The organism is Amycolatopsis sp. NPDC059027 (genome assembly GCF_042739735.1).
GTDB lineage: Bacteria > Actinomycetota > Actinomycetes > Mycobacteriales > Pseudonocardiaceae > Amycolatopsis.
Map to the genome: position 1 here is coordinate 31,040 of NZ_JBHYIK010000048.1, position 11,163 is coordinate 42,202.

Genomic DNA, 11,163 nt, shown 5'->3' on the forward strand with positions numbered 1-11,163 from the left:
ACCACCCCACCCACCCCCGCCCCCGCCCCCTCGACCCCCCCGACCACAACCCCCCCGACACCGCCCGGGCGCCGGCGCGGGCCCCCCCCTACCTCGCGCCACCCCCCACGACCCACCACGCTGGTGATCGTCGAAGAGATCACCGAGAACGGCTGGAGCCTCGGCGGCACGATCCTCACCGAAGAGTTGCTCGGCCGCAGCTAGTTTCCGGCACGCCGGGCGATCCCACCGGACGAGTCCCTCCACTGTGGACAGAGCGGGTCCTCGGCGCTACGCGCTCGCGGTGCCGCGCAGGGCCGGGCCGATTTCGACGGCGTCGGTGACCATCGGGTACCACGCGGCGGTCAGCACGTGCACCGGACCCGGCACGAGATCGTCCAGCCGCAACGCGGCGCGCAGGTCCAGCAGTGTCGGCGAGGTACCGCCGGGCAGGAGGCCGGCGGCGCAGCCGGCGCGGAGCCGCTCCCGGTGGGCGGCGAGGCCGTCGGGCACGAGCTGTCCGCCGTGCAGGCGCAAAGTGGTGGTGGCGGCGTCGAGCAGGCCCGCGGTCCAGGAGAGCACGCTCCTGCCGAGCACCGGATCGGCTGCCGTCTGATGCCGCGCCTGGGCGTGGTAGATGCCGTGCGCCCCGGTCGAGGGCTCGATCCACGCGAAGTCCTCGGGACACCGCCATCGCCGGGCCCAGCTGCGGCTCAGCTCCTCGATGCGGAATTCACCCGGCGGGAGCCGGTGATCCCCGGCGAGCTGACGCAGCAGCTCGGTCAGAAAAACCATGGCCAGGCCGTGGACCTGCCTGCCATCGACGCCGCGGGGCAGAACGCCGGGATGGTCCCGGACCTCGAGGTCCGAACGAGGCCCGGCGCGATACCAGACGACCAGCCCGCCCGCCCACGCCTCGGCCGCCTGAACCAGGCTGATCCCGGCCGCCTTGCGGAAACGGAGTGTGGTGTCGGCGACCCGCGTGTTGCACTCGGCCCGTGCGACGTCCTGATCGACACGGCCCGTCTCGTGGCACCCGGTCACCATGCCGATCCGTCCCCCGTCCCAGCCGGTCACGCTCCGGTACGTCGTGTCCGGCGAGCTGTGGTCCGGACGCAGAGCAGACCGATGGTACGCCCTCACGGGGGTGTCGTCTCGGCCGAACGGCCGATCCCGCCACTTCGGCGGGAAGATTTACTCCGATCAGGCAAAGGGGGTGGCCGCCCCGGGCCAGTCCTCTGTGGACAGGTTCGGTCAGTCCGTGGTCTTCCGCGCCACCCCGCCGTAGAGCTGCGCGTTGGCGTGCGGATCGTCGGAGACGTCGCCCCGCCCGCCCGGTCGCCACAGCGCGCAGCCGACCAGCCCCGGCTCGATCATCGCGAAGTCCCCGAACATCGCCTCGACCTGGTGGTAGCCGCGCGTGGTCGCCTGGTCGTGGCCCCTCGCCCGGTTGAACGTGCCGACCGCGCTGTTGATCCGGTCGCTGTCCTGCGCGCTGACCAGATGCGAGATCGCCAGGTAGCTGCCTGCCGGAATGCGGCGCCGGTACCGCGCGAGGAGCGCCTGCGGATCGCTTTCGTCGGGAATCCAGTGCAGCAGCGCCACCATCAGCAGGCCGATCGGCTCGTCCATGCGCAGCAGCCTGCGCGCCTGCGGGCTGTCGAAGATCCCGTCCGGATCCGTGAAATCCGCGTGCACGATGGCCGCGTTTTCGTTGTCGCGCAGGAGTATCTCGCTGTGGGCGACGGCGATCGGGTCACGGTCCACATAGACCACCCGGCACCGGGGATCGATCCCCTCGGCGACCTGGTGCACGTTGCCCACGGTCGGGATGCCCGAGCCGATGTCGAGGAACTGCCGGACGCCGAGCTCCATCAGCGCGCGGACGACCCGGCCGAGGAAAGCGCGATTGACCCTGGCGACGTCCCGGATGCCGGGCATGATCCTCTCGGCCATCGCCGCGGCGTCCCGGTCGGCCTGGAAATTGTGCGCGCCCCCCAGCAGATAGTCGTAGGTCCGGGAGCCGCTCGGCGTCGTCGTGTCGATTCCGGGAGGGACCCAGTCCTCGTCCTGACGTGGCGTCGTCACCGCATACCTCTCTCAGCTCGGGACGAAAAGCCTACTCACTCCTCCGCGCCCACGGCTGGTCCATCGGTGTGACGACACGTCAGCCGATGGGGTGCTGTTGTAATGCACCGTTCGGCGCCTAAGGTGGCACACCTCCTTTCAGAGGCCGAGGAGAGGGAAATGAACGTCCCGGTCGCGCCGGACCGCTGGATCCTTCTGGGGCACACCCCGTCGATGTTGCGCCATCGCGTCGGGTTCACCTCTTCCCTGCGCGCGCACGGCGATGTCGTGCGCATCTTCCTCGGCCCGCTGGAAACGTATTTCCTGACCAGCCCGGAACTGGTGAATCGCGTACTCGTCACCGAGGGCACCAGCTTCTCGAAAGGCATTGTCTTCGACCGTTTCCGGCCGTTCATGGGAAACGGGCTCGTCATGTCGGAGGGCGCGTTCCATCTGCGGCAGCGCAGGCTGGTGCAACCCGCCTTCCACAGTGCCCGGCTCGCCGCGTACGCCGGCACGATGGTGCGGGTCACCTCGGAACTGACGGGCACCTGGCGCGCGGGCGAGGTCCGCCGGCTGGACGCCGACATGCAGCGGCTGGCCATCACCGTGGTCGGGGAGACGCTCTTCAGCACCGAGCTGGGACGGCGTGCCATCGCGGAGGCACGCCGGTCGATCCCGGTAGTGCTCAAGGAGGGGATGATCCGGGCGCTGTCGCCGAAGTTCCTCGAACACGTCCCGATCGTCCCCGCCAACCGGCGGTTCGACCGGGCCGTCGAGCGGCTCCGGGGAATCGTGCAGGAGGTCATCACCGCTTGGCGCGCCACCGGAGAGGATCACGGTGACCTGCTGTCCCTGCTGATGCTGGCCAGGGACGAGGACACCGGTGAGAGCATGACCGACCGCCAGGTCTACGACGAGGTGATCACGCTGCTCACCGCGGGCAGCGAAACCAGCGCCGTCGCACTGGCCTGGCTCTTCCACGAACTGGCCGGGAACCCTGCCGTCGAGCGGCGGGCACGGGCCGAGATCGACCAGGTGCTGGCCGGCCGCGCGGCGACCTTCGCGGACGTCGCGAAGCTCGAATACCTCCGCCGGGTCGTCAACGAGGTCCTGCGGATGTACCCGATCTGGATCCTCATGCGACGGGCGCTGAAGGACGTCGAACTCGGTGGCGTGCGGTTGCCCGCGGGCACGGAGGTCATGTTCAGCCCGTATTCCCTGCATTTCGACCCGAGGTTCCACGAAGACCCGGACCGGTTCGATCCCGATCGCTGGCTGCCCGAACGGGCCGCGCGCATCCCGAAGGGCGCGTACGTCCCGTTCGGCGCGGGTGGCCGGCAGTGCATCGGGAAAGCCTTCGCCCACACCGAAATCACGCTCGTCGCCGCCACCATCCTGGCCGGCTGGGACGTGGTCCCGGTTCCGGGTGTGCCGGTGCGCACCACGGTCACCTCGGCCGCCTATCCCACCCGGCTGCCGATGACGGTGACACCGCGGCGGACACAGTGATCGACATCGAAAACTGAAAACACTATTTCATTTCGGAGGTAATTTTCCGTGAACGAATCCCGCACGGGGACGAAACGTGCCTCGAGCCGTCGCTGGCGTGCCGCCGCTCTCACGGTGGTGGCACTCGGGTTCCTGCTGGTGCCCGCGCCCGCCAGGGCCGACGGCGCGAGCTGTCAGGAGCTGTACTTCCCGGTGACGCTCGTGACGCTCCCGCAGACGATGCACGCCACCCTGTGCGTCCCGCCCGGCGGTGCGAACACGGTGCAGGTGCTCGTTCCCGGTGGCACGTACAACAGTTCGTACTGGGACATCGGGTACGAGCCGGAGATCCGGTCGTACCGCCTGGCGATGAACAACGCCGGATACGCCACCCTCGCACTGGACCGGCTCGGTACCGGGCGCAGCACCACGCCGCCGAGCGCGGTACTGACGACGATCACCGAAGCCGCCGTGGTGCACCAGGTGATCCAGGCCGTCCGGTCCGGTGCGCAGGGGCCGGGATTCGGCAAGGTCATCCTCGGCGGGCACTCGTTCGGCTCCGGCACCGCGAGCATCGAAGCGGCCACCTTCCACGACGTCGACGCCGTGCTGGTGACCGGTCTGGCACACCGGTTGAACCTCGTGGGCACGACCGCGGTCTTCGCCGCCACCTACCCTGCGGCGCTCGACCCCCGGTTCTCCGGAAGCGGCTACGACGTCGGCTACCTGACCACGCAGCCGGGTACGCGGTACTCGATCTTCCACACGCCGGGGCCGAACGTGGACGGCGCGATCGCCTTCGACGAGGCGACGAGGGACACCTCGGCGTACGAACAGGCCGCGGACCTCTTCCCGATCGGCATCATCGCCCCCTACTCGCTGTTGATCGACAAGCCGGTCATGATCGCGCTGGGTCAGGACACGGTCTTCTGCGGGCTGCTGGCCACCGACTGCTCGTCCGCCGCCGGGATCAGGAACTCCGAGGCGCCGTACTACAGCCCCGGCGCGGATTTGACCACCTACGCGCTGCAGGGCTACGGGCACGCGATCAACTACGCGCCCAACGCGCCCGACTACTTCCAGGCCGTCATAGCGTGGGCCGACCGCGAGGTGGGCCACTGACGCATCAGCGGACACGTCCTTCCAGGACATCGCCGGCGGCGCGGGACCCGGACGATTGACGAGCGCGGAACCGGGTACCCGCCCAGCGAATCCGGAGCGACGCGCCCGAAGGAGGGATCCATGCTGGCCGACCACGAACGAAAGGCACTCGACGGGATCGAATCGGAGCTGGCGGCGACCGACCCCGCCCTGGCCGCGTCGCTCCGCCACGGAGTGCACAGCGAGGCGTGGCGCTGGAAGGTCGTCGAGGCGCTCGCGGTCGTGACGACGGTGCTCATGATCGCCGTCGGGGTGTTCAGTGGCCACGCCTCGCTGATCGTGGCGGGTGTACTCGGCACCAGCGCGCTGCTCGGCCTGCGCTTGCTGCACCGCCGCGCCGCGGTCGCGCCCGAAAGTCCACAGTAGACGCTCCCGGCCGGCTGGCACGCGAAGAAACCTGACCGCCACGCCCGCCGGGGCCACGTGGGCCGGTCCCGAAGATCGTGACCGTCTACACGCGACAGGACACATCGGACGCATCCACTGCTCTTCGGTCAGGTCCTCCGGTTTGTCGACGGGACACTGCGTCGCCACGTTGTTGACCAGGATGTCGAGCCCGTGCAGCTGGCGCACGGTCTGCTCGACCACGTCGCGGCAGTGCCGCCCGCCCGCCAGGTCGCCGGGCAGCAGCAGGCACTGCCTGCCCTCGGCCCGGACCCGGTGCGCGGTGGCCTCGGCGTCCTCGTGTTCGTTCAAGTACGCGATCGCGATGTCCGCGCCCTCCTTGGCGAACGCGATCGCCACCGCCCTGCCGATCCCCGAATCGCCGCCGGTGATCAGCGCACGGAGCCCACGAAGCAGGCCACGGCCCTCGTAGTCCTCCATCATGTCGCGCGGCCTCGGGTCCATTTCGGCGGTCGTGCCCGGCGGTTCCTGCTGTTGCGGCGGGCGGATCCTCTCGGCCATGTGTCGCTCCCTTCAGAGCAGGTAACGCGTCACCCCGCAGCCCCTGTCCATCGCGTCTCCGCGAGCCGTGGCGGGCAGCACGCCGGTTTCCCGGGCAAAGGACCCGGCAAACCCGGTGAATAGCACCGCTGCCAGGGGGTAACCGGGATTTCGACGGAACGGAGGTGTCGTATGGACCAGCAGCACAGGGAAGAACAGCGGAAGGCCGACGCCGAGCGGCGACCCGAGCACGACAGCGGTTCACCACAGGAGCGACGTCAGGTGCTCAGGGGTGAGCAGGGGACGTCCGCGGGTGATCCACACGACGACACCGACCCGCAGTCGGGCTGAGCACTGCGGCAGTCCCCGGGAACCCGAGCGGATTTCCCCGACACGTCAGGGTTCGCCTCGACCGGAGCGGGTATCCCGCTGCTTCCGAACCGACAACCGACTGGAGCGTTCATGACCACCACGCGCCACGACACCGACCTGGTTTCGGTGATCACGGAGGACCATCGCGCCGTCGAGCGCGTGTTCACCGAACTCGAAACCGGCACGAGCAGCCCGGAGCAGCGCAAGGACCTCACCGACCACGTCATCGCCGAACTCGTCCGGCATTCGGTCGCCGAGGAGCAGTTCATGTACCCCGCGGCGAGGAAACACCTGCCGGACGGGGACGAGCTGGCCGATCACGAACTCGCCGAACACGCCGAGGCCGAGTCCGTGATGAAGGAACTCGAGAGCAAGAAGCCCGACGACCCCCGGTTCGAGGAGCTCCTCGGCAAGCTCATCGCCGACATCCGGCACCACGTGGACGAGGAGGAATCCGACCTCCTGCCGAAACTGCAGGCCGCCTGCTCGCCGGAGGAGCTCGCCGACCTCGGGCAGAAGGTGTTGCGTGCCAAGAAGATCGCGCCCACCCGGCCGCACCCCGCTGCCCCCGACCGGCCGCCGGCGAACCTGATCCTCGCGCCGGGCACGGCGTTCGTGGACAAGATCCGCGACGCGCTCTCCGGCCGCCGGACCTGACCATCCACAGTGGACGCGATCTGGCCGCCGACGGTATCGGCGGCCAGATCGCGTGCTAGACGTCAAGAGGGCAGGCCGGGCAGCAGGGGCGGGCCGCGATCAGGTCAGTCGCCGTCGGCCGCGGTGAGTTCGTCGCGCAGGGTGCGCAGGGTGTCCGACAACAGCCGGGAGACGTGCATCTGGGACAGCCCGACCCGCGCGGCGATCTGCGACTGCGTCATGTTGCCGTAGAAGCGCATGATCAGGATCGACCGTTCCCGTGGCGCCAGCTTCCGCAACAGGGGCCGCAGCGCCTCGTGGTTCTCGACGCCTTCCAGATCGGGGTCGTCCTCGCCGAGCGTGTCGGCGAGGGACAGGTCCTCGGTCTCGGTGCTGACGGGACGGTCCATCGACGTGGCCTGGTAGGCGTTGCCCGCGATGAGCGCCTCGGTCACTTCCTCGATGTCGAGATCGAGGTGGTCGGCCAGTTCCTTCGCCGTCGGCGCCTTGCCCCAGCGCTGCGCCAGCGTGGTGGTCGCGCGGTTGAGCGCCAGATGGAGTTCCTTGAGCCGCCTCGGCACCCGGACCGACCAGCCCGAGTCGCGGAAGTACCGCCGGACCTCGCCCATCACGGTGGGCACGGCGAAATCCAGGAAGTCGGTGCCGCGCCCCGGCTCGAAGCGGTCGACGGCGTTGACCAGGCCCAGCCGGGCCACCTGCACGAGGTCCTCGTGCGGTTCACCACGGCGAGCGAAGCGGCGGGCGATGTGCTCGGCCAGTGGCAGGTGCTCCTCGATGAGCTGCCTGCGGAGCCGTTCCCGGCCGGCTTCCGTGGCGTCCGGTCCGTGCAGGGCCGCGAACAACGCCGCGGAGTCGCCGTAGGTGTCCCGGTGGCGCGGTCGCCGGGGCGCGGGAACGTCCTCGGTCGCTTCTGGGTGTTCGCGGGTGCGTACAGCCATAACAGTAAGTACCCGCCACGATCCGATCTCAACCAGGCAGCGATTCACCGCCACTCCGCCGACTGACCCGGCACGGACGGGGAACCCGGGAGCGACGAGACGCCGGGAGGAAGGAAACGGCCATGTCACCGACGCCGGACGTCGTGGTGGTCACCGGAGCGACCGGTGGGGTCGGCCGGGTCACCGAGGTGACCTATCTGGGCTACGTCAACGGGACGCGCTCGGCGCTGTCCCGGATGAAGCCCCGCGACCGGGGCGCCGCGCCGCCGCGCTGGCCGCGGCCGCCAAGCGCGAAGTCTCCGCGCACTGCGCGCCGAACCTCTCGGTGCACGCCGCCGCGGCGACGCCCAATTTCCGGCACATCGAATGGTTCACCGACCACGACCGCATCGAAAGCCGGTTCTTCGACGGGGCCCTCGACCCGGCGAACGGCACGGTGACCGTCGATCCCGGCGTGCCGGGACACGGTCTGCGGCTCAAGGAACCGGACGTCGAAACCTACACCGTCGCCGGCTGAACGCGAAGCAGGACAAGGAAGTGCCGATGAAACCCGACCTCGACTACCCGGACGCCATGGCCCTGCGCGGCTACGTCGAATCCGTCGCGACCGAACTCGGCGTCGAACCGTCCGCCGCCTGGAGCGAGTACGGGCCGCCGTCGGCCGCCTACATCGCGCTCGCCGAGCGTACGTCGCGCTACCCACGCCGGCTGCTCATGCTGGACTGGAGCAGTGACGGCGGCTGGGCACTGGCGCTGGAACCCCTGCGCGACGAGGACCCCATCGTGCTCGCTTCCTGGCACGACACCCTCTACCCCGCTCCCGGCACACTCGCCGCGTGGGTGCGCGAAGCCCTCGGCCACCGGGAGAAGTGCTGAGCCGTCATGGTCACACCGATCGAGGACTACGCCCCGCTGGGCGACCTGCACACCGCCGCGTTGCTCTCGCGAAGCGGTGACATCGACTGGTTGTGCTTGCCCCGCTTCGATTCTCCCGCGTGTTTCGCCGCGCTCCTGCACGACGAAAGCGCCGGAGCCTGGCAGCTCGCACCGGTCGGCGGCGGTGCCGCCCCGGGGCGAGGCACCCGACGTGATCCGCGTCGTCGAAGGCGTCACCGGATCCGTACGGATGCGAACGACCATGCGCCCGCGCTTCGGCTACGGCTCCATCGCCCCCTGGTTCCACGAACAGGACGATCAGGTCGTCGCCGTCGCGGGACCGGACGCGGTCCGGTTGCGGACGCCCGTTCCGCCGCGGATACGGGACAGCGCCGCGCACGCGGAGTTCACCGTGGCCGAGGGACGACGGCTCCCGTTCGTGCTCACCCACAGCCCCTCGCACCAGTCCCCGCCCGCGCCCGTCGACGCGGACACCGCGCTCGCCGACACCGAGAAGTTCTGGGCGGAGTGGATCGCCGCGTCCCGGTGCCGGGGCGAATGGGCGGACGCCGTCCGGCGTGCCCTGATCACCCTCAAGGCACTCACCTACGCGCCGACCGGCGGCATTCTCGCGGCGGCGCCCGCGGTCTCGTCCGTCCGAAAAGGACTACCGCGGCGGCTCAGCAGCCACCGTGCGCGCACATTCCCCGCCACAGCAGGTCGGTGAGGTTCTCCGTCTGGCGCCGCCAGTCGCCGTTCGGGTCGAGGTAGAGCAGGCCACCGAGCCCGCGCAGGACCGTCTCCGGCTCCAGATCGGCGCGGACGGTGCCCGCCTCGACGTTCGCCTTCAGCAGGGTCGCGACCGCGCCGACCATCGCCTCGTAGGCGCTCGCGGGCAGTTCGCCCCGGGACGCCGTCGCGACGCGCAGGGCGTGGGCCAGGCCCCGCTTGGTCATCATGTAGTGCGCCAGGTGGTCGGTGGTCCAGGTCCGGAAGGCCTGCTCCGGGGCGTGCTTCTCGAGCAGCCTCGGCACGACGTCGACGAGGTGGCGCACTTCGCGCTGGTAGACCGCCAGGATGAGCGCTTCCGGCGTGGGGAAATGCCGGTACACCGTGCCGACGCCGACTCCCGCCTTCTTCGCGATGGCGTTGAACGACACCTCGCCCGAACAGGCCAGCGATTCCGCCGCGGTGGTGAGGATGCGCTCGTGGTTGCGCCGGGTGTCCGCACGCCGGTGACCGACCGGCCCCGCTGATCCCGCCGCCATCGTTCCTCCTGGTGCTCCGCCTGTCCTGCAATGTAATGCACGAACCCCGCGGGACCTGGAGTAACTCCGGGTGAGAATGTTCATTGCGAAGCGGATTTTTATCCGCTAGCCTCGGCGGACGAGCGAGAAGCGCAGCAGGATCCGGTTCCGCTCGTTCCTGAACGTCAGCTGTCTCCCCACCACCCTACGCCGTCAGGCCCTCCGCACGGATCGGCCGCGGGAAAGAGATCCAGTGGACATCTCACTCGAAGTCAATGGCAGGACCGAACATCTGAGTGTCGAGCCCGGCGTGACGCTGCTGGACGCGTTACGGGAACGGCTCTCCATCACCGGCCCGAAGAAGGGCTGCGACCGAGGTCAGTGCGGCGCGTGCACAGTGCACGTCGGCGACCGGACGGTGCTTTCCTGCCTCACCCTGGCCGCCACCGTGCGCCAGCCGGTGACCACCGTGGAAGCACTGTCCACAGAGGACGGACTGCACCCGGTCCAGCAGGCGTTCGTCGACCAGGACGCCCTGCAGTGCGGGTTCTGCACGTCCGGGCAGATCATGTCGGCGGTCGCGGCGGTCCGCGACGGCGTCGAGGACGTCCGGGAGTTCATGTCCGGCAACATCTGCCGCTGCTCGGCGTACCCGAACATCGTCGCGGCGATCGACCAGGCGAGGCGGGCCGATGCGTCCCTTTGACCTCACCGCGCCCACGACCGTCGAAGCCGCGCTCAGCGCGCCCGGCACGTTCCTGGCGGGCGGGACGACACTCGTCGACCTGATGAAGCTCAACGTCCTGACCCCGCCACGGGTGCTGGACATCAACGCGCTCCCGTTGCGCGGCATCGAAACCGAAGACGGACTGCGGATCGGCGCGCTGGAGCGGATGAGCGACATCGCCGCGCACCCCGGCGTGTATCCGGTGATCTCGCGTGCCCTGCTGCTGAGCGCGTCCCAGCAGCTGCGGAACATGGCCAGCATCGGCGGCAACCTCTTGCAGCGCACGCGATGCACGTACTTCCGCGACGTCGCCACCCCGTGCAACAAGCGCAAACCCGGCAGCGGCTGCCCGGCGATCTCGGGGGCCAACCGGATGCACGCGGTGCTGGGCACGAGCGACCACTGCGTGGCCACCCACGCCAGTGACGTCGCGGTCGCCCTCGTCGCGCTCGACGCGGAAATCCGGCTCGCCGGCGCCGATGGGGACCGTACCGTCAAGCTGGCCGACTTCTACCGCCTCCCCGGGGAAACCCCGGAGGTGGAGAACGAGCTGCGGTCCGGCGAGCTGATCACCGAGGTCGTCGTGCCCCGGCTGGCCTGGGCCACGCGGTCCACCTACGTCAAGGTGCGTGACAGGCAGTCCTACGAGTTCGCGCTCTGCTCCGCCGCGGTCGCGCTGGACATCCAGGACTCGGGAGGAGTAGGAGACCGGGGGGGGTGCCGGGGGGGGTGGGAACGGGCCGGGGGGGGGCCGCGGGTGGGA

At 69.8% G+C, this 11,163-nt stretch carries 14 protein-coding genes and 2 pseudogenes; 11 read left to right on the forward strand and 5 right to left on the reverse strand.

Annotated features, from left to right (window positions below):
* Nucleotides 1-270: 270 nt before the first annotated feature.
* Both ACFWY9_RS29370 and ACFWY9_RS29375 read right to left on the reverse strand, forming a co-directional pair.
* Nucleotides 271-1,122 carry a hypothetical protein gene (locus tag ACFWY9_RS29370; protein ID WP_378323773.1) on the reverse strand — a complete coding sequence of 284 codons (852 nt, stop codon included), beginning with the start codon at nucleotides 1,120-1,122 and terminating at the stop codon, nucleotides 271-273.
* A gap of 111 nt (nucleotides 1,123-1,233) precedes the next feature.
* Nucleotides 1,234-2,067, reverse strand: coding sequence for an SAM-dependent methyltransferase (locus tag ACFWY9_RS29375; RefSeq protein WP_378323774.1), 834 nt, complete (start codon nucleotides 2,065-2,067; stop codon nucleotides 1,234-1,236).
* Between the two features lie 159 nt (nucleotides 2,068-2,226).
* Between ACFWY9_RS29375 and ACFWY9_RS29380 the strand changes: the two genes are divergently transcribed.
* From ACFWY9_RS29380 to ACFWY9_RS29390, 3 genes are all read left to right on the forward strand, one after another.
* Nucleotides 2,227-3,558, forward strand: a complete 1,332-nt coding sequence (locus ACFWY9_RS29380) for a cytochrome P450 (protein ID WP_378323776.1) — start codon at nucleotides 2,227-2,229, stop codon at nucleotides 3,556-3,558.
* A 48-nt stretch (nucleotides 3,559-3,606) separates the two neighbouring features.
* Nucleotides 3,607-4,659, forward strand: a complete 1,053-nt coding sequence (locus ACFWY9_RS29385; RefSeq protein ID WP_378323777.1) for an alpha/beta hydrolase — start codon at nucleotides 3,607-3,609, stop codon at nucleotides 4,657-4,659.
* A gap of 120 nt (nucleotides 4,660-4,779) precedes the next feature.
* Complete coding sequence (locus ACFWY9_RS29390) at nucleotides 4,780-5,064, forward strand: DUF3040 domain-containing protein (RefSeq protein WP_378323779.1); 285 nt, start codon at nucleotides 4,780-4,782, stop codon at nucleotides 5,062-5,064.
* Between the two features lie 114 nt (nucleotides 5,065-5,178).
* Here the strand turns inward: ACFWY9_RS29390 and ACFWY9_RS29395 are convergent.
* A pseudogene (locus tag ACFWY9_RS29395) lies at nucleotides 5,179-5,604 on the reverse strand (SDR family NAD(P)-dependent oxidoreductase); the annotation flags it as partial.
* Nucleotides 5,605-5,775: 171 nt separating this feature from the next.
* On the opposite strand from ACFWY9_RS29395, the gene ACFWY9_RS29400 reads away from it, so the two are divergent.
* Together ACFWY9_RS29400 and ACFWY9_RS29405 are read left to right on the forward strand one after the other, a co-directional pair.
* Nucleotides 5,776-5,934, forward strand: a complete 159-nt coding sequence (locus ACFWY9_RS29400) for a hypothetical protein (RefSeq protein ID WP_378323780.1) — start codon at nucleotides 5,776-5,778, stop codon at nucleotides 5,932-5,934.
* Nucleotides 5,935-6,045: 111 nt separating this feature from the next.
* Entirely contained in the window at nucleotides 6,046-6,612 is a 567-nt protein-coding gene (locus ACFWY9_RS29405; protein WP_378323781.1) for a hemerythrin domain-containing protein, read from the forward strand.
* Between the two features lie 104 nt (nucleotides 6,613-6,716).
* Here ACFWY9_RS29405 and ACFWY9_RS29410 read toward each other — a convergent pair whose 3' ends face one another.
* Nucleotides 6,717-7,550, reverse strand: a complete 834-nt coding sequence (locus ACFWY9_RS29410) for an RNA polymerase sigma factor SigF (RefSeq protein ID WP_378323782.1) — start codon at nucleotides 7,548-7,550, stop codon at nucleotides 6,717-6,719.
* On the opposite strand from ACFWY9_RS29410, the gene ACFWY9_RS29415 reads away from it, so the two are divergent.
* From ACFWY9_RS29415 to ACFWY9_RS29430, 4 genes and pseudogenes are all read left to right on the forward strand, one after another.
* Complete coding sequence (locus tag ACFWY9_RS29415) at nucleotides 7,537-8,067, forward strand: enolase C-terminal domain-like protein (protein WP_378323783.1); 531 nt, start codon at nucleotides 7,537-7,539, stop codon at nucleotides 8,065-8,067. The two genes, ACFWY9_RS29410 and ACFWY9_RS29415, sit on opposite strands and share 14 nt — an antisense overlap.
* Nucleotides 8,068-8,093: 26 nt before the next feature.
* Nucleotides 8,094-8,426 carry a DUF6292 family protein gene (locus ACFWY9_RS29420; protein ID WP_378323784.1) on the forward strand — a complete coding sequence of 111 codons (333 nt, stop codon included), beginning with the start codon at nucleotides 8,094-8,096 and terminating at the stop codon, nucleotides 8,424-8,426.
* Nucleotides 8,427-8,432: 6 nt separating this feature from the next.
* A pseudogene (locus ACFWY9_RS29425) lies at nucleotides 8,433-8,552 on the forward strand (hypothetical protein); the annotation flags it as partial.
* A gap of 124 nt (nucleotides 8,553-8,676) precedes the next feature.
* Entirely contained in the window at nucleotides 8,677-9,153 is a 477-nt protein-coding gene (locus ACFWY9_RS29430) for a hypothetical protein (protein WP_378324021.1), read from the forward strand.
* Here the strand turns inward: ACFWY9_RS29430 and ACFWY9_RS29435 are convergent.
* Entirely contained in the window at nucleotides 9,107-9,694 is a 588-nt protein-coding gene (locus ACFWY9_RS29435) for a TetR/AcrR family transcriptional regulator (protein WP_378323785.1), read from the reverse strand. The two genes, ACFWY9_RS29430 and ACFWY9_RS29435, sit on opposite strands and share 47 nt — an antisense overlap.
* 232 nt (nucleotides 9,695-9,926) lie before the next feature.
* On the opposite strand from ACFWY9_RS29435, the gene ACFWY9_RS29440 reads away from it, so the two are divergent.
* On the forward strand, nucleotides 9,927-10,379 hold the full coding sequence (locus tag ACFWY9_RS29440) for a (2Fe-2S)-binding protein (protein WP_378323786.1): 453 nt from the start codon (nucleotides 9,927-9,929) through the stop codon (nucleotides 10,377-10,379).
* The coding region (locus tag ACFWY9_RS29445; RefSeq protein ID WP_378340407.1) for an FAD binding domain-containing protein at nucleotides 10,366-11,163 on the forward strand (798 nt) is incomplete at its 3' end. The genes ACFWY9_RS29440 and ACFWY9_RS29445, both read left to right, overlap by 14 nt.

Bases quoted from the DNA above. Each gene is read 5' to 3' on its own strand.
- ACFWY9_RS29420 (WP_378323784.1), top strand. From the start codon at position 8,094: ATGAAACCCGACCTCGACTACCCGGACGCCATGGCCCTGCGCGGCTAC.
- ACFWY9_RS29390 (WP_378323779.1), top strand. From the start codon at position 4,780: ATGCTGGCCGACCACGAACGAAAGGCACTCGACGGGATCGAATCGGAG.
- ACFWY9_RS29410 (WP_378323782.1), bottom strand. From the start codon at position 7,550: ATGGCTGTACGCACCCGCGAACACCCAGAAGCGACCGAGGACGTTCCC.
- ACFWY9_RS29435 (WP_378323785.1), bottom strand. From the start codon at position 9,694: ATGGCGGCGGGATCAGCGGGGCCGGTCGGTCACCGGCGTGCGGACACC.
- ACFWY9_RS29380 (WP_378323776.1), top strand. From the start codon at position 2,227: ATGAACGTCCCGGTCGCGCCGGACCGCTGGATCCTTCTGGGGCACACC.
- ACFWY9_RS29430 (WP_378324021.1), top strand. From the start codon at position 8,677: ATGCGAACGACCATGCGCCCGCGCTTCGGCTACGGCTCCATCGCCCCC.
- ACFWY9_RS29405 (WP_378323781.1), top strand. From the start codon at position 6,046: ATGACCACCACGCGCCACGACACCGACCTGGTTTCGGTGATCACGGAG.
- ACFWY9_RS29400 (WP_378323780.1), top strand. From the start codon at position 5,776: ATGGACCAGCAGCACAGGGAAGAACAGCGGAAGGCCGACGCCGAGCGG.